13 protein-coding genes are annotated in these 22,281 nt (G+C 42.4%); 8 read left to right on the top strand and 5 right to left on the bottom strand.

The window, feature by feature from the left end; translation table 11 throughout:
* Positions 1-26 precede the first annotated feature (26 nt).
* Entirely contained in the window at positions 27-1,376 is a 1,350-nt protein-coding gene (locus OH456_RS16775; RefSeq protein ID WP_270033924.1) for a hypothetical protein, read from the bottom strand.
* A gap of 112 nt (positions 1,377-1,488) precedes the next feature.
* Between OH456_RS16775 and OH456_RS16770 the strand changes: the two genes are divergently transcribed.
* Positions 1,489-2,328, top strand: coding sequence for a CvfB family protein (locus tag OH456_RS16770; protein ID WP_006074547.1), 840 nt, complete (start codon positions 1,489-1,491; stop codon positions 2,326-2,328).
* Between the two features lie 282 nt (positions 2,329-2,610).
* On the opposite strand, the gene rsmF is transcribed toward OH456_RS16770, so the two are convergent.
* From rsmF to OH456_RS16750, 4 genes are all read right to left on the bottom strand, one after another.
* Positions 2,611-4,029 (bottom strand): 16S rRNA (cytosine(1407)-C(5))-methyltransferase RsmF, encoded by a 1,419-nt coding sequence (gene rsmF, locus OH456_RS16765; protein ID WP_270033923.1) that lies wholly within the window; start codon positions 4,027-4,029, stop codon positions 2,611-2,613.
* A gap of 112 nt (positions 4,030-4,141) precedes the next feature.
* Entirely contained in the window at positions 4,142-6,778 is a 2,637-nt protein-coding gene (locus tag OH456_RS16760; RefSeq protein ID WP_270033921.1) for a PqiB family protein, read from the bottom strand.
* A gap of 8 nt (positions 6,779-6,786) precedes the next feature.
* The gene (locus OH456_RS16755; RefSeq protein ID WP_006074543.1) at positions 6,787-8,037 is read right to left on the bottom strand and encodes a paraquat-inducible protein A; all 1,251 of its coding nucleotides are present in this window, start codon (positions 8,035-8,037) and stop codon (positions 6,787-6,789) included.
* 39 nt (positions 8,038-8,076) lie between these two features.
* Positions 8,077-9,873, bottom strand: a complete 1,797-nt coding sequence (locus OH456_RS16750; protein ID WP_270033920.1) for an ABC transporter ATP-binding protein — start codon at positions 9,871-9,873, stop codon at positions 8,077-8,079.
* A gap of 83 nt (positions 9,874-9,956) precedes the next feature.
* Between OH456_RS16750 and OH456_RS16745 the strand changes: the two genes are divergently transcribed.
* The 7 genes from OH456_RS16745 to OH456_RS16715 all read left to right on the top strand — a co-directional run bounded on the left by OH456_RS16745 (position 9,957) and on the right by OH456_RS16715 (position 22,072).
* Positions 9,957-10,430 carry a GAF domain-containing protein gene (locus OH456_RS16745; protein ID WP_006074540.1) on the top strand — a complete coding sequence of 158 codons (474 nt, stop codon included), beginning with the start codon at positions 9,957-9,959 and terminating at the stop codon, positions 10,428-10,430.
* Positions 10,431-10,528: 98 nt separating this feature from the next.
* Positions 10,529-11,158: an RNA chaperone ProQ gene (proQ, locus tag OH456_RS16740; protein WP_006074539.1), complete on the top strand. Its 630-nt coding sequence runs from the start codon at positions 10,529-10,531 to the stop codon at positions 11,156-11,158.
* A 17-nt stretch (positions 11,159-11,175) separates the two neighbouring features.
* Positions 11,176-13,179, top strand: a complete 2,004-nt coding sequence (prc, locus tag OH456_RS16735; RefSeq protein WP_006074538.1) for a carboxy terminal-processing peptidase — start codon at positions 11,176-11,178, stop codon at positions 13,177-13,179.
* Positions 13,180-13,344: 165 nt separating this feature from the next.
* Positions 13,345-14,007 carry a hypothetical protein gene (locus OH456_RS16730; protein ID WP_006074536.1) on the top strand — a complete coding sequence of 221 codons (663 nt, stop codon included), beginning with the start codon at positions 13,345-13,347 and terminating at the stop codon, positions 14,005-14,007.
* A gap of 139 nt (positions 14,008-14,146) precedes the next feature.
* A complete protein-coding gene (gene pepN / locus OH456_RS16725) occupies positions 14,147-16,756 on the top strand; it encodes an aminopeptidase N (RefSeq protein WP_270033917.1) in 2,610 nt (869 codons plus the stop codon).
* Positions 16,757-16,851: 95 nt separating this feature from the next.
* The gene (locus OH456_RS16720) at positions 16,852-17,070 is read left to right on the top strand and encodes a DUF2835 domain-containing protein (RefSeq protein WP_270033916.1); all 219 of its coding nucleotides are present in this window, start codon (positions 16,852-16,854) and stop codon (positions 17,068-17,070) included.
* 157 nt (positions 17,071-17,227) lie between these two features.
* On the top strand, positions 17,228-22,072 hold the full coding sequence (locus OH456_RS16715; RefSeq protein WP_038230488.1) for an NAD-glutamate dehydrogenase: 4,845 nt from the start codon (positions 17,228-17,230) through the stop codon (positions 22,070-22,072).
* Positions 22,073-22,281: the final 209 nt, after the last annotated feature.

Here is a 22,281-nt window from a genome sequence, read left to right as displayed (position 1 = left end):
CAAACTGTGTACTCAAACTTTTAGTACTACAGTGGGATTTGTTCTATATCGACAATTTTCGAACGGCTGAGCACAATTTTCCAACGATAGTAAATGGGTTCGTTACCATGGTTGTGCTCCTTCACAATCAGATTGAGCAAGTGACGTTTTTCTAACGATTCTTTCACTACTTGACCGTCTTGAAGCTTATAAAAGCGGTTGTTGGATTTATCCATCAATCGCGTCAGCGCTCGGAAGTTAATATTAATGACTTCACGAGTCTGATCATAACCACTGGTAAATTTAGAGGTCGCCATGTCGGTTAGTGAGCGATAGTGCAAGATTTCTTCTTCTCTTTGAACCACACGCTTCTTGCGAATAGACTTAATTCTATCTGGCATCTTTTCGAACGTTGTGTAGTCCAACCACTCAATTTTCCTGCCCACATCTTTCTTTGTAGTTGCATCGTTATAACGTCTGCGCCACTTAGGTTTTCCTCTTTGTATCCAGCGCCACATAATATCGCGTAGGTCATCTTTAAATACTTCACGCAATGCGTAGATAACAGATAGTACAAGAATAAATGAAGCGGTAATCTCGCCCAGATAATCGCGTGCCAATATGACCGCGGACGTTACGAATAACATCACCAGTCCAGTCGCAGTACCTTTGATAACTCGTTTAGTATTACTGCCGACGGACGTTGACTTTTCTTGCAGTACTACAGGGTGTTCAATCAAGCGGCGCAATAATCTCATCTTGTTGCTAAGACGAGTAGGGTCTTTACGAACTTTTTCAGAGTTGTAGTTGTTAAGATTTCGATGTGCCTGTTCTTTTTCGACAATGGTAATAAGCCGATCTTTTAAAGGGGTATATGCCTTACCGTTAGGGATATAGACGACGAGTTCGAGAAACTTCTGCCCGGTATACCAAGATAAATAGTTATCAATGTTGGCATAGTGACGTTTAAGGCTTTCTTCATAAGGAATCGAACGGCGCATCTTCTTAAGAATATCGAGAGCGAGCTCGATGACTTCATCTATTTCATCTGCGGTGACATCTTCCTTGGCCGTTTCTTTTAAGGTTGCAACTGCTTTATCGAGGGCAATAACATATTGGTAGGCGAATAGACTCAAACTGACGCGGTATTGAGTATTAGAAAGACGTCCTCGCTTTGCTAATCGCGAGTGAACAAGTGGCAGAAGTGTTTCATTACTGTAGTAGGCTCGCTTTTGCGAAATTGAATCGTAGTAGAAATCTGTTTCGGATACTAGATGTGACTTCATCCCTAGTTCGTTCGGGACGAATAAGTAAACATCTAAATCTAATCTTTTTGAATTTGCCATCACGTGTGCAATTTTGAGTGTAATGGCGTCTTGCTTGTCGACGGTGATCAAACAACTTCTCCGTGTGCTTTGATAACGTTAAGCATATCAGAACCAAGGTAAACTAGCATCTTAAAGCGAGTCAGGTATAATCGCGCCAATTACCCCAATAGAGATAAACACAATGATTAACGTAGGTCGTATCAACCAGCTAGAAGTAACAAAAGAAGCGGATTTTGGTTGGTTTTTAGACGGAAAAGATTACGGTTCGATTTTATTAACCAAGAAGCACGCTCCTGAGGGTGTAGCGGTTGGTGATGTTGTTGATGTTTTTCTCTATTTTGATGCGGACAACCAAATTGCTGCAACCACAGAAAAACCAGTTGCACAAGTTGGCGAGTGGGGCCTGATGAAAGTTGAAGGCGTAAATAGCATCGGCGCATTTGCCAGTTGGGGAATTAAAGAGAAAGACTTACTTATTCCTTTTAGCGAACAGCGTGGTCGCCTGTCAGCAGGACAAACGATTCTGGTTTACGTGTACACCGACAAAGCATCCGGCCGTATCGTTGGTACCACGAAATTCAACAAGATTTTAGACAATACACCTGCACAATATACAAAGAACCAGCAAGTTGATTTGCTCATCGCTGAACGCAGTGACTTGGGCTACAAAGCGATCATTAATGGTGAACACTGGGGAATGATTTTCCCTTCGGATGTATTTGGTAAGTTGTTTATCGGTAAGCAGTTGAAGGGCTTTATCAAACAAGTTCGTTCTGATGGTAAGATAGACTTGACGCTTCAAAAAGTGGGCGTTGCAAAAATGGATGATTTAAGTGAAAAAATCCTAAGTCTACTAGAGAAGAAAGGTGGCTTCTTACCATTGAGCGACAAATCTACGCCTGAAGCGATTTTTGCCACCTTCAAAACCAGTAAAGGTACATATAAGAAGAGTATCGGTGGTCTATATAAGCAAGGTAAGATCAGTATTGATAAAGATGGTATTCGTCTGATTCAAGACTAATCAAAACTAACGATAAAACTTCAGACCAAAAAGAGGCCCAAAACTGATCCTGATTTGGGCCTAGGGGAATGGCTCATGGAGAGCCTACGCTAACTGTTTTAAACAAACCTGCATTCAATAATGCGTCGCTATGCTTCTTTATGTCAGTGCTTAGAATCTTTACTTTAAACGGCTATTGCGTTTAATTGCCTATGTGTTGATAACCTTTAAAGTGTAGTACAGAACAGGAAAAAAGCGATGTGACAAGCGGTTTTAGCTAGCTAAAACCGCTATGTATTTGGCTTAAAACAGGTTTTTGTCGCGCACCAACTCTCTTGGAAGGCCATTCTTTACTCTATTTCCAACCCATTTACCCAAACCAATAATAAAACCGTTATAACTAACGAACACTTCGCCTTTGCCAGATAAGCCCTCAGGCCTTACGTCTCGACCCATAAACCACTCTCTTGCGTCCTCTTTAGATAGGGGAACAGCGGCTGTTTCAGTATTAGTCAGAGCAGTAGCGACTTGATGTTGCCAGCGATAACCTTTTTTATGTTGTTCTGCGATTTTGATACCCATGCGCGAGAAACGAAACTCTCCCAACATTGGTTCTAACGCTTCTGGGAATAACCAAATGTCATTGTCACGCTTCCATAACGTGCTGTGTTGTGGAAGAGAGGTTCCCATAGTTTGCTGTAGTTGAGTGACAACGTCACTTGATTCTTTTCGAGTTAATGGTTGAAAAGGAAACTTACCTAGTCGCTTCTTTACTGTTGGAGCAGGGTAAGCTGCTGTTTTCTTAAACTTGGCAATAAAGAAGCCTTCACTGTCGTAAGTTTGCGGGAAAACGTGCAGAAACCCTTCTTGTGTTGTCGCTTTCTCTGCATCAGGGAACAGCTGTTGCAATGACGTGATTTCAACAGCATTTCCAAAAGTTTGTGTGAGATGAAGAGCAACCTGTTGGTTTTCTTCTGGACTTAAAGCACAAGTAGAATAGACCAAGGACCCACCTACTTTTAGGGCGTGAAATGCACTTTCAATAAGGTCTTTCTGGGTTTGTGCAATATCTTTGGTAGACGCTAGGCTCCAGTTTTTCATCGCATCGGCATCTTTACGAACGGTTCCTTCCCCTGAGCATGGTGCATCTAAGAGAATGGCATCAAACTGTTCGGGCAACCATCCGCCAAACACGCGAGCATCGTAGTTACTCATTGCAACATTACTGACTCCGCAGCGTTCGATATTGGCGTGCAATACTTTAACGCGGCTAGCGGCAAACTCATTCGCTACCAAAACCCCTTCGTTATTCATTAATGCGGCAATCTGAGTCGTTTTTGAGCCGGGAGCGGCGGCCATGTCCAAGACGGCTTCAAATTTGTCATCACCACAAAATAAAGCGCTAGGCGGCAGCATAGAACTGGCTTCTTGAATATAGAATAATCCGGCCATATGCTCTGCGGTGTTGCCAAGGGGTACGGTGCTTTCGTGTGCATCAATCCAAAATCCCTCTTCACACCAAGGGATGGTCGTTAATTCCCACCCATTTGCCAGTGCTTTGTTTAAAAAGTCATCAATTGAAATCTTAAGGGTATTAACGCGAATACTCTTTCTTAAGGGTCTTTGACAAGCGGCGATGAAGTCTTCCATGTTGAGAGTGCTAGGGAGGAACGTTTCAACATGTCTTAAGAAGTCTTCTGGGAGGTAAACATTGGCGTGCAAAATGATGCCTTTCGATAGCTGTGTTTATTTAGCAGCGAATTATATACCCAGCGGTAATCAAAGCAAATAAAAGCCCGCTATTGCGGGCTTAGGAAAGGCGTCTTTTGTTCGATTAAGGAGTAGGGATTGGCGTGCGCCATTTTTTCCAGCTTTCTTCTGCAGAGGTGTTTAAATAAAACGACTGTCCAGCCTCTGCTTGAGGTTGAAGCTGTTTCCCTTCTGGAGTAGAGAACGTAATCCCTCCTCGAATCAGGCTATCAACAGTACCAGCCTTGATGTTAGCGCCCGAGAGGCCAATTTGCACATCTAAACCAGACACATTCCAAAACACGCTATTAGAACGGACTAAATACGCATAGTGCGGATCAATTTGAATGGTGGAGATGACACGGTCAGCGAATGTGCCAAGCTCGACGTCAGTGACACGACCCACTTCAATGTCTCGATAGAGGATTGGTGTTCCTGGCTTAATTGAGCCACGAGTTTCACTTTGTAGCGTAAACTCAACGCCGTTTTCTACTTTAGGAAAATCGTTAAGATCGAAAACCTTAGAGGCTTTTCCTTTACCCGGCTCTACGGCTATATATTGACTAACAATAGCGCCTAGGTTCTTCACACCGTTAAGACCGATTTGCGGTTTCACCATCCAATAATAGGTGCCTGATGTAGTTAATTGATTGACATACTCCGGCAGAATTCTTGCGATTACTTCAACACGCTCTTTATCGAAATCTGGAACGGTAAGCATCACTTCACCAACTTTTACCCCTTGGTATTTTAGCGGCATACCTTTACTGACTTGTTGGTCTGATGTCGTGGTATAGAGAGTAATAGACTGACCAAATTTACGAGCTGAGTTGAAGTCCTGATATAGTTTCCAGTTCTTGCCAGTTTTGTTGTCGATACCCGGCATGCTATCAAATGCGATACCGCCGTCGATAAGTGTTTTGAGTGGCGCAGCTTTAACATTGATCCCAGATAAAGAGGCTTCAACTTCAACACCAGAGCGGTTCCAAAATACCGTTTGCGGTGTAACGAGGTGCTTGTATTTGTTATCGATGCTCGTTTGAATATAGACTCCGCCATCGGTCAATGAGTAGTTTGATACGCTACCTACCTGCATATTTCGATATAGAACAGGACTACCTTCTTGGATTGGAGGAAGCTCATTAGCGAATAGTGTCAGGCGCATTGAACCAGTTTGGTCATGTTTTGCTAACTCAGCCAACGATTTGGTTTGGAACAAGGCAAATTCTGCGCGGTCTGTTTTCGCACCTTCACTGACAAAACTGATAGAGCCTGTGAGAAGTTGTTTTGCAGGTGGGACAGTAACGTTGAGTCCCGCTTTAGTTAACTCAGCGGTAGCACTGCCTGTTACGAAAAAACGGTTTTGCGAGCGAATCAGATCTTTGTACTCAATATCGATGGAGATATCCATTGCCACTTGGTCGTCCACCAGTTCCACGCTATTTAGCGTACCGACAGGAATACCTCTATAAAGGACGCTGCTGCCAGGCTCAAGACCAAATGAGTTCTCAGAAAGTAGACGTATAGCGATAGATTTCGCTTGAACGCGGTCGAGTTCGTCTTGTTTAACTGCTACAAAGTCACGGGCTTGTTCGCCACTTCCAGGAACGAGCGTCAAAAAGTTTCCAGTAATTAGATTTGATAGGTTTTCAACCCCAGACAGTGACACTTTGGCTTCTTCCAATAAGAACAGTGTGCCCTGATTGAGCATATCACTAAAGGCTGGCTCGATAGATGCTGAAGCAATGATAGAGTCTCGTTCGCCGCTTAGTGCCAAATTGTTTATACGGCCGATCTCAAGGCCGCGATACATAATCGGTGAGCCATTGGCCTTCAGGTTACTGTTATCGGGTAGGGCGATGCGAATTGGAATACCTCGACCAGCGGTTTTAAGATCTTTGTACAGTCTAAAATCTGTCCCAGCTTTTACCGGTTCACCACCGTCTGGAGAGTCTACGGCAATGGCACCTGCGAGAATAGCACTCAAGCTTTCAAGACGAATGTCGACACCTTGAAAACCAACATTAGCTCCGATGCCACTCACATTCCAAAAGCGGCTCTTGTCAGTGATGATGTGACGAAACTCGTCTTGAATAGATGCTTTTATAATTACGGTTTCAGCATCATTATCAAGTTTGAAGCTATAGACTTCACCTATTGGAATTTTCTTGTAGACAATTTTTGAGCCTACTGAAATGCCCCCTAAGTCTCTTGCCTTTAAAGTAACAGTTAACCCGTCGTTGACGGCGAGTTCTGTTGGTACTGACTCAAGAGCCACATATTTGGATTTCGCGCTATCGGATTCGGTAGCAGGGAAAATCGATATGTAGTTACCGGATACCAGAGCATCTAATCCAGAAATGCCAGATAGCGACGCGGAAGGTTTTACCAACCAAAATTTCGTGTCTTCACCCAGTAATTTGGTTGCTTCAGGATATATATCAGCATCGACATAGATGTTACTCAGGTCTTCTGACAGATTGATGTCTCGCACCATACCCACCTCTAAACCTTGATAGCGAATAGTCGTTCTACCTGCGATTAATCCTTGAGCATCAGAGAAGTAGATTTGCACTCGTTGACCGGCATCATGAACGGCTTTTGCTAATAACCAACCCGCCAAGGCGATGGTCAAAACAGGCAAGATCCAGAGAGGAGATATGCGTCGATCTTTCTTAATCTCTGGGCTATAGGATGGTTGCTGTTGATTCTCGTTACTCATTAAAGCTACTACTCAACTTTGGTTTCAGGTTGCAAGGAAGGTTTCGAATTATGTCTGTCCCACAGTAATCGTGGGTCCAATGTTTCGGCCGCAAACATGGTTAATACAACCACTATACCGAAGGCAACGGCACCAAACCCTGGGGTGAAGTTCAAAATCTGGCCACGGTCTACTAAGGTAAGCATGATTGAAATGACGAACAAATCAGTCATCGACCATTTGCCGATCCATTTAATCGCTCGGTAAATACTCATTTCGACTTTGTGATTTTTAACCTTGTCGAATTGAATGCAAAACATCAGATAGCTGAGGCCAATAATCTTAGCTACGGGTACTACGATACTCGCCACAAAGATAATAATGGCAATGCCCAGCATGTCATTATTAATAAGCGATGCGACCCCAGAAAAAATGGTGTCTTCTAGGCGTTGTCCATTGGTAATTAAAATTGAAATAGGCACAAGGTTGGCTGGGAATATTGCAACGGTAGCGGCAATAAGCAGCGCCCATGTTTTCTGCATGGAGTTGGGCTTGCGATGGTGCAGTGGATTGTGGCAACGAACGCAAAATTCAGCTTCGGGTTGCGATAAATGGCATGTGTGGCAGTGGATTTCTTTCGCTTCTACTGGCAATGAGCTTTCTGCTTGCCAACTTTCCCAATAACGTCTTGTGCTTACTCGGTTCACTAGAACAATAGTAAGTACTTGTAGAATCACCAAGCTATATAGTGCATTACCAACGTAGATATCCGAATAATCTTGGAGCTTAAAGCATGAAATAGCGACACTGATCAGGAAGACATCTAACATTACCCAGTGCTTACTGTGTGAGAGAATGCTGAGCGATATTTTAAGCGTATTGAACCAACGATACTTCAGTGCGACATGAGCAGTTATCACTGTGGCACACATAGCGAGTGGGGCAATGGTGTGACAAAACAGGGTTAACAAAGCAAGCCCTGGGTAGCCTTCCTTAATGAGGGCATAAACCCCTTCCATTAAGGTGCCTTCAATCATCATTCCTACAAGTCGGATAGTTATAAAGTCGAAATAATGAGAAGGTATAAACAGGAGTAGGCAGGTTATTGCTAGCGCAAGGTTGCCACCAATTGAGTAACTTTCGCTGCGATAGAGTTGGGTACCGCAACGAGGGCAATCAGCACTGTAGCCTTTTTTTAGGTCGACGATGTCAACAGGCAATTCACAGCATTGGCATAAACGAACTTGGGTAGGTGTTCGCGCGTGAGAACAGGCACTCATCTTTCATGACCTATCAAAGATGAGTGTGTTGCTGTGGAGTTAACTTGCTGATTGCACTGAGCCATAAAGTGTCTGATACAGTCCTTCTGCTTCGACCAATTCGACGTGCGTTCCTGATTGAGTGACTTGTCCATCTTCCAGAACATAGATGAGATCGGCCTGTTTTACTGCTGAAAGTCGGTGAGCGACGATCAATGTGGTGCGGCCTTTCAAAAACTCAGTCAATGCGGTGTGTAAAGCCGCTTCGGTAGCAGTATCGAGTGCAGACGTCGCTTCATCAAGGATGACGAACTGCGGATCGCTTAATATCATTCTAGCAATAGCGAGTCGTTGACGTTGTCCTCCGGACAACCGAATACCATTGCGACCAATTTGTGTTTCTAGACCGTCGACTAACTTGTCAGTGACGTCTTGTAGCTGAGCAACTTTGAGCGCATTCCAAATGGAGAAGTCGTCATACTCTCTGCCAAGTGTCAGATTATGCCTCAAGCTGTCATTAAAAAGTATAGGTTGCTGTAAAACAACAGCAATTTTATCTCGAATTATGTCGAAACCTATGTCGTCAGTGTTAACACCATTGAAGCGAATGATGCCACTGCGTTGTTTATAAACACCGATAAGTAACTGAATGAGCGTTGACTTGCCCCCACCACTTGCTCCCACCAGTGCGACCTTCTTACCCGCTGGGATATGCAAGTCCAGTTTATTGAGTACGTCTTTGTCTTGATCATAAGAGAAAGAGACGTTTTCAACAGCAACATCTACCTCGCGATCAGCTTTGAATGGATTGACTTTACTAATGGCGCGCGGCTCTTCTTCCAATTCGAGTAAACTGTTGATTCTTATTAGTGCGGCTTTTGCGCTATACCAAGAGAACTGAATACCTAATAATTCCTGAACAGGACCTAACATGAACCACAAATAGCCGAAGACCGCGAAGATTTGCCCAATGGTGAGATCGCTGAATAACACCATAACCATTGCGATGGCTCTGAAAAGCTCAAATCCAATTAAGAAAAGAAGAAACGACAATCTACCTGCGGCTTCAGACTGCCACGCGTATTTATCGGCGTTACTGCGAACTTCATCGGCTTGTACTTTGAGCTGTTGTAAGAAATCTCGCTCTCGATTAGCAGCTCTAAGTTGATAAATACCATCAAGTGTTTCAACTAGGCGATTTTGAAACTTTTCGAACGCTTGGTTTTCTTGTTTTTTTAGATGCTTAACCATTCCGCCCAATTTTCGGGAGAAATAGACGACGATTGGGTTGACCAATAGGATAAACAGGCCTAGTCGCCACTCTAACCATAGCAAGACGATAGCGGTGCCTAAAACGGTTAGGAAACTAATAATAAATTTGCTTAACGTTGAGCCAATAAATTGGTCAATGGTTTCAATATCAGTAATTAAATGCGCATTAATGCCGCCACTACCGCGAGTCTCATATTGTTTGATGCTGATACGACCGAGCTTATCTATCATCTTGCATCGGATTTTATAGGTAATGGTTTTAGAAACCAGCGTAAACTGGCGACCTTGCAGAATATTTAGACCTTGGCTGACAGTACGCATAAGAACGACGAGTACTAAGGTAAGAGCGATGTAGCCGATAGGTGTCTGCCAACTATCTAACATGATCATATTCATATACTGCAAACCAGTGGAAGGTTGGTTAAGCAGAACTTCGTCGACCATCAGTGGCATCAATAGTGGGATAGGGACGCTAATGAGTGTAGCAATAAGAGCGATAATATTCGCCGCAATAAGCCGAGACTTATGATTTTTTACTTGAGTTATTAACCAGGAACGGCTAATAGTGTCTTTCGTACTTGTCATGCTTTTGAGAATAGTTCCTATTACGATTTTGAGGCATTGTACTGGTATTGTAAGATATTGAAAGTGTTATTGATGGACATATCATGAATCTAGAAAACTATGAACGCTTGGCGAAACAGGCCACAGCACTCATTGAATCCGAAACGGATTTTATTGCTAACCTATCTAATATTAGTGCACTTCTTTTTATGGAGTTAGATGATCTTAACTGGGCCGGCTTTTATTTAATGAAACAGGGCGAGTTAGTGTTAGGACCTTTCCAAGGAAAACCAGCGTGCGTCCGCATTCCAGTCGGCCGTGGTGTCTGTGGCACTGCGGCAGAAACCAACACCATACAACGTGTATACGATGTACACGCGTTTGAAGGTCACATTGCATGTGATGCTGCAAGCAATTCAGAGATTGTGATTCCATTTTCTATCGGTGGTGAAGTAGTCGGCGTCTTAGATATTGATAGCCCAACAATTGGTCGATTCAGTGAAATCGACGAAGAGGGACTAAAAAACTTCATGAATTCGGTAGAAAAGGTGCTCAATTCACATACAAACGCGGCTTAAAATGAAATTTGCCTGTGGTTTTTCTAGTGCAGGTCACTATAATACCAAGAATATTTTTCTTAATGCTTCGCGGATAACCGCATTAACCAGGAACCCACATGGAAAACACTGAGAAGTTGAAGAACAGCAAAGAAATTATCGCGTATATTGCTGAATGTTTCCCTAAATGCTTTACTGTAGAAGGTGAAGCAAAACCACTTAAAATTGGTATCTTTCAAGATCTTGCTGAACGTTTAAAAGATGACGAGAAAGTCAGCAAGACTCAGCTACGTGCAGCGTTAAGACAATACACTTCTTCTTGGCGTTATCTACACGGTGTAAAACCGGGTGCAGTGCGTGTTGACCTAGATGGCAATGAATGTGGTGAGCTAGAAGCTGAGCATGTTGAACACGCGCAAGCTACACTGGCTGAAAGTAAAGCTAAAGTTGCAGCTCGTCGTAAAGAACAAGCTCAGAAAGCTCGTGAAGAAGGCAAGGCAAAACCTAAAGCTAAAAAGCCTCAAGCACGTAAGCCACAAAACAATACTAAGAAACCAGCGAAAGTAAATACGCCAGTTGAAACGCGCGCTTTGAATGCAGATGAAATGATCATCGGTAAGCAAGTAAACGTAAACATGGGCAAAGGGAACATGGCTGCGACCATTGTTGAAATCAATAAGGAAGATGTGCGCGTTCAGCTAGTAAATGGCCTACAAATGGTTGTTAAAGCGGAGCACCTGCGCGCATAAAGGAGAAATTCCTACGCATGAAGTGCCGTTCAAAATTATCGATAGTTGCTGCTAGCCTTTGGCTAGCAGCTTCATCAGCTCACGCTTTGGAAGCGAAATTTGAAAAATCAGATATTCCTACCTTGGCTCCCGAAGTACAACATGAAACAGCCAGTAAACGCGTAACTTCTCGTTTTACTCGTTCTCACTACAAACACTTCACTCTAGACGACGAATTTTCAAAAGCGATTTTTGCACGTTATTTGGAAATGCTCGACTACAACCGAAATATCTTCACACAAGCCGACATAGACAAGTTCAACTCTTGGTCGACTCAGCTTGATGATCAACTCAAAGCTGGTAATAACCAAATTGCATTTGATGTGTATAACCTTTCGATGCAGAAACGTTATGACAGATTTGCATACGCGTTATCTCTGTTAGACAAAGAGATGAAATTCGATGTCGATGAAAGCATTACGTTAGATCGTTCAGAGGCCGCTTGGCCAAAGGATGAAGCGGAGCTTAATGAGCTTTGGCGTAAACGCGTTAAGTATGATGCGTTGAATCTGAAGTTGGCTGGCAAGAATTGGGATGAGATAAAAGAAACGCTTGGTAAACGTTACAACAACGCAATCAAACGCCTAACTCAATCACACAACGAAGATGCATTCCAAATTTATATGAATGCGTTTGCAAGAGAAGTTGATCCTCATACTAGTTATTTATCTCCTCGTTCTGCAGAACAGTTCCAGTCAGAGATGAATCTGTCTCTGGAAGGTATTGGTGCCGTTCTCCAACTCACTGATGACTATACTGTTATTCGTTCTCTAGTAGCAGGTGGTCCGGCATCTAAGAGTAAGCAATTAGGCGAAGGCGATAAGATCATCGGTGTTGGTCAAGATGGTGAAGAAATCGTAGATGTCATCGGATGGCGACTTGATGATGTAGTACAGCTTATCAAAGGTCCAAAAGGCACCAAGGTTAAATTACAGATTTTACCTGATGGCAAAGATGCTAAGGCGACAGTTGTTGAAATCGTTCGTGACAAGATTCGTTTAGAAGACAGAGCCGTTAAGTCTGAAGTTATCGAGAAAGACGGTAAGAAAATTGGTGTTCTAGAGGTACCCAGTTTCTACGTTGGTTTATCTAAAGACACAGACAAACTAATTACCGAGCTGAAAGAAAAAGGTGTCGACGGCATCATTGTTGATTTACGCAACAATGGTGGTGGTGCCTTGACGGAAGCCACTGCAATGTCGGGGCTTTTTATTGAAAGTGGCCCGGTTGTACAAGTACGAGACAGCTATGGTCGAGTCAATGTAAACAGTGATACTGACGGTAAAATCAGCTATCAAGGCCCATTGACTGTACTCGTTAATCGTTATAGCGCATCTGCCTCAGAAATTTTCGCAGCTGCAATGCAAGACTATGGTCGTGCAATTGTATTAGGCGAAAACTCATTCGGTAAAGGTACAGTTCAGCAACACCGCTCACTAAACCATATCTATGATCTATTCGATAAAGAGTTAGGTTACGTACAATATACTATCCAGAAATTCTACAGAATTAATGGTGGTAGTACGCAGAACAAAGGCGTAGTGCCAGATATCGCCTTCCCAACGCCAATCGATCCTGCTGAAACTGGTGAGAGTGTTGAAGATAACGCACTACCATGGGATAGCATAGATAAAGCGAAATACAGTGAGTTACAACGTAACGATGAAATGATCGCATCGCTTACGACTAAGCATGAAGAACGCATTAAATCGGATATGGAATTTGGATTTATCGCAGAAGACATCGCTAAGTACAAAGCTGAAAAAGACGACAAAACGTTATCTTTGAATGAAGCTGCACGTAAAGCGGAAAGCGATAACAATGATGAGCTTAGATTAGAGCGTGTCAACTTGCGTCAAAAAGCGGCGGGAGAAGAGCCATACAAAACTTTGGATGACATCCCGAAAGATTATGAAGTTCCAGACGCTTACTTAGATGAAGCCGTGGCTATTATGGTCGACATGGTAAACGCCAAATCTTAACCTGTTCAAACTAAACAAAAGCGAGCCTAGTGCTCGCTTTTTTAATGCTTGTCCTCGCTTGCCTCAGATTTGATACTTAAAATTAAAAATCGTGATTTAGATCAAAAAATTTCGCAATCTCGTATTAATCCACCTAAGCTTATTATAACTGTGAGGGGGATACATATGAGATGGATTACACTACTTTTATGTGTTTTGTCGTTTGGGGTGCTGTCTGATACACGTAAAGATAACAATGACTTAACTCAGTTTGACCAACCGTTTCTGTTGGGAGATTGGTATTTAGTAAACCCGAGTCCAGAAGAAGGCCCGGACACCTTTTTAGCAATCAAGTTATCGCTGGGTTCCAACTACACTTTTTCGATAGACATTCAAAAACAAGATTACAGTATTGAACATTGGGAAGGGTTGTTTACCGCCAATGATGATACGATCATTCTCGGTCTAAACAGTGATGAACCACAGGTCTATAACTATAGTGGTAACCATAATATGCTTAATCTTAATGGAGTCGTCTTTACTAAAGCGTTGCCCAATGCACTCGCTGGTATCTGGTCTTCAGTTAGTGTGAGTGGTGATGACAAGCACGCTCAAGAAATTGCGAGAATGGATTTAATCCTTCAGCCAGATTTTGTGTTTACGTTTCGTGTAAGTTCAAGCGATGGGGATGAAGCGATTCATAGTGGCGTCTACTACACCGAAAATGATCACATCGTGTTGCTTTATAAAGACGGTGAACACGATGCAACTTATACATTAAATCAGGATGAACTGACTTTAGAGGTAGAAGACGGTGATATGTTTGCTGTCCTCAACCGTATTCGCTAGCAACACAGGCAGTTACTCAAAAGCGTCAACTTAGTTTGACGCTTTTTTTGTATCCAATTCTGCACAGTAACAGTTCTAAGGTATATAATCGTCGAGGATTAAGCTAACTATGCTAACGATAATAATATAAGGACAAAGGATGACCGAGTCAGCACCTAAAGCCAAATACCGTAGCGACTATCAAACACCGTCGCATACTATCACAGATGTAAATCTTACTTTCGACCTTCATGAAACCCAAACTAAAGTGACCGCTGTTTCCCAAGTTAAGCAACTTGGTGAGGCAACAACCTTGGTACTTGATGGAGAAAATATCGAACTTATTCAAGTCAGAGTGAATGGAGAAGCTTGGAGTGATTTCATTACTAATGATTCCGGTTTGGAGATTTTTAATCTGCCAAAAGAATTCGAATTGGTGATTGAAAACCACATTTCTCCGTCAACGAATACTGCTCTTGAAGGTTTATATATTTCTGATGGTGCTTACTGCACTCAATGTGAAGCCGAAGGTTTCCGACGTATTACTTATTTTTTAGATCGACCAGACGTTCTTGCTAAATACACAACGAAAGTCATCGCAGACAAGGCAGATTTCCCATACCTCCTAAGTAACGGCAACAAAATCGAAGAAGGTGAGTTAGAAAGTGGTAAACATTTTGTTACCTGGGAAGATCCACATCCAAAGCCTTCCTATCTCTTTGCTCTTGTCGCCGGTGATTTTGATGTATTGCGAGATATATTTAAAACACGTTCAGGCAGAGATGTCGCACTGGAAATATTTGTGGACAAAGGCAATCTCGATCGTGCTAATCATGCGATGGTTTCACTAATTAATTCGATGAAGTGGGATGAAGAACGGTTTGGTCTTGAGTATGACTTAGACATTTATATGATCGTTGCGGTCGATTTCTTCAATATGGGTGCAATGGAGAATAAAGGCCTCAATGTCTTTAACTCTAAGTTTGTTTTGGCTAACGACCAAACCGCTACAGATACTGACTACTTGGGAATCGAAGCTGTTATTGGTCATGAATATTTTCATAACTGGACAGGTAACCGAGTGACTTGTCGCGATTGGTTCCAGTTGAGTTTAAAAGAAGGTTTAACGGTATTCCGTGACCAAGAATTTTCTTCGGATTTAGGCTCTCGCTCTGTTAACCGCATTAATAATGTTCGTATTATTCGTGGCCCTCAGTTTGCTGAAGATGCTAGCCCAATGTCACATCCGATAAGACCTGATAAAGTCATTGAAATGAATAACTTCTACACTTTGACGGTTTACGAAAAGGGAAGTGAAGTTATTCGAATGATGCATACGTTGCTAGGTGAAGACAAATTCCAAGCAGGTATGAGATTGTACTTTGAAAGGCATGATGGTACTGCTGCTACGTGTGAAGATTTTGTTTCCGCAATGGAAGATGCATCGGGAATCGATCTGAAGCAATTCCGTCTTTGGTATAGTCAATCGGGTACGCCAACATTAACGGTTACCGATAGTTACGATGAATCTGCGAAGACTTATACGCTTAACGTTTCTCAACAAACTCAGCCAACTCAAGATCAAGCCGAAAAGCAAGCGTTACACATTCCGTTTGACGTAGAACTGTATGATGAAAAAGGAAATTCTCTAGAGTTACGTTGTAACGGAGTCGAGTTAAATAACGTGTTAAATGTAACTCAGAATGAACAAGAATTTGTCTTTGAGAACATATCTTCGAAACCTGTGCCTTCAATGCTTCGCGAGTTTTCAGCTCCGGTTCGTCTCGAATTCGATTACAGCGATGAGCAATTAGCCTTTTTAATGATCAATGCGAAAAACGATTTTGCTAAGTGGGATGCTGGGCAAATGTTGTTGGCAAAGTACATTAAATCGAATGTTAATTCTGTTCAAAGTGGCATTAGTGTAGAACTACCGAGCTTGGTGATTGATGCATTTCGAGGCGTACTACTTAATAAAGATTTAGAAGAGGCGTTCATTGCTGAAGCATTATCTTTGCCAAGCTTTAATGAAGTAGCCGGCTGGTATAAAACTGTAGATGTCGATGCAGTTTGCGATGTGTTGAAAGAGATTAAGTCACTGCTAGCAGATGCGTTACAAGATGAATTGTCTGCGTTATACCACACGTTAACTCAAGCCGATTATTCGATTGAGCATGACGCAATTGGTAAACGCTCGTTAAGAAACCTTTGTCTACAGTACTTGGTGAACGTTGATGAGTACCAATACTTGGCCGAGCAACAATATCGTGATGCCAACAATATGACGGACACTATCGCCGCAATGACTGCCGCAAATAGTGCTTCACTTTCGTGTCGTCAGCTATTGATGGATGATTATAGTGAGAAATGGAGTCATGATGGACTGGTTATGGATAAATGGTTTGCCTTACAAGGGGCCAATCCATCAATCAACGCTCTAGAGAATGTTAAACATTGTATGTCACACAAAGCGTTTAGTTTAAGCAATCCAAATCGTACTCGCAGTTTGATAGGTTCTTTCTTGAACATGAACCCACGTCGCTTCCATGATATCTCGGGTGAGGGCTATCAGTTTGCTGGTGAGATATTGACTCAGTTAAATGAATCAAATCCGCAAGTAGCGTCACGGTTAATTGATCCGTTGCTCAAGCTGAAGAAGTACGACGAAAAACGTCAGGAACTTATCAAAGTCGAATTGAATAAGTTACGCAGTTTGGACAACTTAGCTAAAGATTTATTTGAGAAAGTCACAAAAGCACTAGAGTCATAATCGATAAAAAGCCAATACTGTATATATGAACAGTATTGGCTTTTTCTTAAATAAACCTAAGGAAAATTACTTAAATTGCGCAATATTTAAACAATATGAAACAGTACTGCTTCAATCTCAATATTTCGTATCAGAATTACCTTGCCCATTATACTGGTCATGCATCCAGTATAATGGTGGTGACCGATGAGCGTTTAAAACTGCAACTTCCCGCAAGTCGCTTTCGACCGTTTTTGACACAATTAGGCATTAAAGGTCGCTTTAGATTGATAACTGACCAGAACAATAAGTTTATACGGTTAGAATCACTGTAACCGCTCCAAATTATAGTGATATGAATAAGTGCATTAGTCACACTATCAAACATTTCCCTGAAACTTCTTCCATTTTTTATTAACTCTTTCTCAATAAAACTTTTACAATATAGAACAAGCCTACATCCCTCATAAAAACAAAAAGTGGAGCGTTTCTATGACCACGCGCGAACCAGTTGTTCCGGTTCTACTGGAGAAAGTATACAAGTTGATTGAATCCAAAGTTGAAGGGAGCAATCAGCCTTTAGTAACTAAACTCGCCAAACATATTTTTAGCAATGTTTCCCCCGATGATTTGCTACAAAGAAATGAATCAGATCTTTACGGTGCTGTTGTTAGTTTATGGCATCATCTCAATGAGAAAAAATACGATGAAGTGTCGGTTCGGGTATTCAACCCGGCGGTTAGTCGTCATGGGTGGCAATCAACTCACACTATTTTAGAAATCGCCGTTCCAGATTCTCCGTTCTTAGTTGACTCAGTCAAGATGGCTCTTAATCGAGTAGATTTGACTTGTCACATCATGCTTCATGGTCCGACTCAATTTGAACGCGATGAACAAGGGCAGATAACATCAGTTAATGAAGGGAAAGGGCACTTACAATCGATTTTCCATATCGAAATCGACCGTTTAAGTGACAAAGCTGAAATGTCAGCGCTTAAGGATGAGTTGGTTTCTATATTCGAAGACACTAGTTTGGTCGTTAACGAGTGGGAGGCGATGTCGGATAAGCTTAAGCAAATCACAAAAGATCTGGTTAAGAACAAAAAGAAACTTCCAATGGAAGCCGATCGTTTTGATGAAACCATCGCGTTTTTAGATTGGGTTGGTAACCACAATTTTACCTTTATGGGCTACAAAGAGTTTGATCTCATCAATGAAGAGGGTGACTCCATACTCAAACCTACCGAAGATAAAGGCTTAGGCCTGTTCGCCAGTGAAGAACGTGTCCGTTCGGTAAAAATTTCTGAGTTTTCCGACTCGGCACGCCTAGAAGCGAAAAAGCCTTTCCTACTTATTCTTACCAAAGGTAATAAAGCAAGTCGTATCCACAGACCCGCGTATACAGATTACATCGGAATCAAGAAATTCGATGCAAATGGAAAGGTTGTGGGAGAACATCGATTTACTGGCCTGTATACATCAGCCGTGTACAACCAAAGTGTATCCACCATTCCACTAATTCGCGAAAAAGTTGATCGTATCTTGGATGCTAGTGGATACCGAAATGGATCTTATTCATATAAAGCGCTTCGTAATATATTAGAAAACTATCCGCGCGATGAACTACTTCAAGCAAAAGAAGAAGAATTGCTTGAGATAGGTATGGGTGTGGTTCAAATGCAGGATCGTGACTTGATCCGCTTGTTTGTTCGTAAAGATCCGTTTGGTCGTTTCTTTAGCTGCATGGTGTATGTTAGCAAAGATCGTTATAACACTCAGCTTCGAAAAGATACACAACGGATCCTTCAAAACTACTTTGGTTGTGAGCAAGAGGTTGAGTTTACGACTTATTTCTCCGAAAGCCCTCTGGCTAGAACCCATTACATCGTAAGGGTTGATAACAATAATATGGATATGGATGTGAAGGCGATAGAAAGAAACCTAATGGAAGTATCAGCGTCTTGGGATGATCGTCTTTCGGAAGCTATTGTTGCCAATTTTGGTGAGAGCAAAGGACTACCGTTATCGAAAGTGTATTCAAGAGCATTCCCTCGTTCATATAAAGAAGACATGATGCCGACCTCTGCTGTGGCGGATATTGAGCGACTTGAATCCCTTGATGAAGATAATAAGTTGGGCATGCTGTTCTACCGACCACAAGAAGCGGCGGCGGATTCCAAAGAAGTTAAACTGAAACTATATCATCGTGATGAACCAATACACTTATCCGATGTAATGCCAATGCTCGAAAATCTTGGTCTGCGAGTGATCGGTGAATCACCGTATGAGATTGTTAAGTCAGACGGCGGAACATACTGGATCCTAGATTTTGCGATGCTACATAAGAGTGATGCGGTTGTCGATCTTCGAGAAGCTCGCGATCGATTCCAACAAGCATTCGCTGCAATTTGGTCTGGTGGTTTGGAAAGTGATGGTTTCAACCGTCTGGTACTAGGTTCCGGTTTAACTGGTCGTGAAGTGTCAATCTTAAGGGCGTATGCGCGTTATATGCGTCAAGTCGGCTTCCCATTCAGCCAACACTATATTGAAGACACTCTGAATCATTACCCAGATCTAGCAAAAGACCTAGTTGAGTTATTTGCACAGCGCTTTATGCCTTCTCTAAAAGGAAGCAAGAAAGGGCAACAACGTGTTATTGATAAGATCCACAAACAGTTAGATAAAGTAGAAAGCTTGGATGATGACCGTATTATCCGTCGCTATGTCGAAATGATTTCGGCTACGCTGCGTACAAACTACTATCAGAAAGATAACAATGGTGTTAACAAGCCTTGGTTATCTTTAAAGCTTGAGCCAAAGAACATTCCAGAAATTCCAGCTCCAGTACCTGCGTTTGAAATTTTCGTTTATGCGCCGGACATTGAGGGTGTACACCTACGTGGTGGTAAAGTTGCTCGTGGTGGTTTGCGTTGGTCGGATCGCCAAGAAGATTTCCGTACTGAAATACTTGGGTTGGTGAAAGCGCAGCAAGTTAAGAACACGGTGATCGTACCTGTAGGGGCAAAAGGTGGTTTTGTTTGTAAACGTCAACCTCAACTATCATCACGTGATGAGATATTTGCTGAAGGTCAACGCTGCTATAAACAGTTCATCAGAGCGTTATTAGATGTATCCGACAACATTATCGAAGGTGAAATTATTCCACCGAAGAGTGTTGTTCGACATGATGAAGACGATCCGTATTTAGTAGTAGCTGCGGATAAGGGGACTGCGACGTTCTCTGACTTGGCCAACTCGGTATCAGATGAATATAACTTCTGGTTGGGTGATGCGTTTGCTTCCGGTGGTTCTAACGGATACGACCATAAAGCAATGGGCATTACCGCTAAGGGTGGTTGGGAGTCAGTTAAACGTCACTTCCGTGAAATGGGCATTGATTGTCAGAACGAAGACTTTACTGCTATTGGTGTTGGTGACATGGCAGGGGATGTATTTGGTAACGGTATGTTGTTATCGAAGCACATCAAACTTCAAGCTGCGTTTAACCACATGCATATCTTCATTGATCCAAACCCACAATCTTCAGCGAAAAGTTGGGAAGAGCGTAAACGATTATTTGATCTCCCACGCTCGAGTTGGGAAGACTATGATCCGAAATTGATCTCAAAGGGCGGTGGTGTTTTTGCTCGCAAGGCAAAATCGATCACGTTAACTCCTGAGATCCAAAAAATGCTTGGGACCAAGAAAGCATCCATGGCACCAAATGATCTTATTAAGATGATTCTCTCCATGGAAGTCGATCTACTTTGGAACGGCGGTATCGGTACCTACGTCAAGTCTAGCGCTGAAACGCATACTGATGTAGGTGATCGCGCTAATGACGTACTACGCATCAACGGCAACGAATTGAAAGCCAAGGTAGTTGGTGAGGGCGGTAACTTAGGTATGACTCAACTGGGGCGTATTGAGTACGCTTTAACTGGTGGTCGTGTTAATACTGACTTTGTTGACAATGTAGGTGGTGTAGATTGCTCCGATAACGAAGTTAATATTAAGATCTTCTTGAATGGTCTTGTGTCTAACGGTGATCTGACAGTCAAACAACGCAATGAAATCCTTGAGTCTATGGAAGATGAGGTTGGCGAAATTGTTCTAGATGATGCCTATTGCCAGTCAGAGTCTATCTCAGTAACAGAATTCCAAGGCGTATCGCTAGTCAAAGAACAGATTCGTTTCATACATACGCTAGAAAAAGCAGGTCATTTGGATCGTGGTTTGGAATATATTCCATCTGATGAAGAGCTGATTGAGCGCGAGAAACAAGGCATTGGAATGACAAGACCTGAGCTCTCAGTGCTGGTGGCTTACGGTAAGATGGTATTGAAAGAAGAACTGGTGACTGATGAGATCGCGACCGATGCGTATCATCAGCAGCAACTGACACAATACTTCCCATCTGAGTTACGCCGTAACTACATAGAAAGTATGTCAACGCATCCTCTGAAGGCTGAAATCATCTCTACAATGCTTGCAAATCAGATGGTTAACGAAATGGGATGTAATTTCGTGACTCGTCTACAAGAAGAGACGGGTGCCACAGTAGTTGATATTGCCAACGCATACGCAGCATCTAGAGAAATCTATGGTTTTGCATATACTTTCGAGCAAATACGTAAACTTGATAATATTGCCAGTTCAGAAGCGCAATATGAGCTGCTGTTTATTGTACGCCGCACATTACGCAGACTTGCTCGTTGGATCTTGAGAAATCGACCTGGCAAACAGTCGGTTGAGCAACTCGTTGCTCGCTACCGTGATGACGTTATGAAAGTAGAGGAAACACTTGAAACTTGCCTTGTAGCTGAAGAAGTAGCGGAACATCGTCTACAAGCTGAAAACTGGGTGGAGCAAGGAGTAGGAAAAGAGCTGGCCAATTATGTAGCTCGTTTATCTAGCTTACTATCCGCTGTTGATATTTCGGAAATCGCTGCAGAAGCTAACTTTAGTGTTGAGCAAGCCTCTAAACTCTATTTCCATCTCGGTGATCGTCTATCATTGCATTGGTTCTTAAACCAAATAAACAGTCAAGGCGTTGACAATAATTGGCAAGCTCTTGCTAGGGCAGCATTCCGCGAAGATCTAGACTGGCAGCAACGTTTGTTGACAGCGCAAGTCCTTAAATGTGGCTGTGGTGGCGATAACGAAGACGTTATCCTGTCACTTAATAATTGGATGGAAACTAATGCGAGTAGTTTGCTTCGTTGGGAAAATATACTCAACGAGTTCAAAGTAGGTAATGTTCATGAGTTTGCTAAGTTCTCTGTAGCACTCCGAGAATTGAGCTTGTTAAATTTAAATTGTGCAAACACACAATAAATAGATACTGCTAACCGGTTTTATTAAGTGATAAGCGCCTTTTATAGGCGCTTTTTTATTGTCGAGAGAATAATGAGTGACAATGTCACATAATTTGTGTCTTTATTCGCCTAATCGTTTGCGTTTTCGCGAGAAAACTAAAAACTTCATTGCATGTTCAAACAAATAAGTAAATAATACCACCCCGTTTACACGGGTTTTCTATCGGA

It is taken from the genome of Vibrio sp. La 4.2.2 (assembly GCF_027586995.1).
Taxonomy (GTDB): Bacteria; Pseudomonadota; Gammaproteobacteria; order Enterobacterales; family Vibrionaceae; genus Vibrio; species Vibrio mediterranei.
Note: the sequence above shows the minus strand (reverse complement) of the source record. Positions and strands in the feature narration are given on the sequence as shown.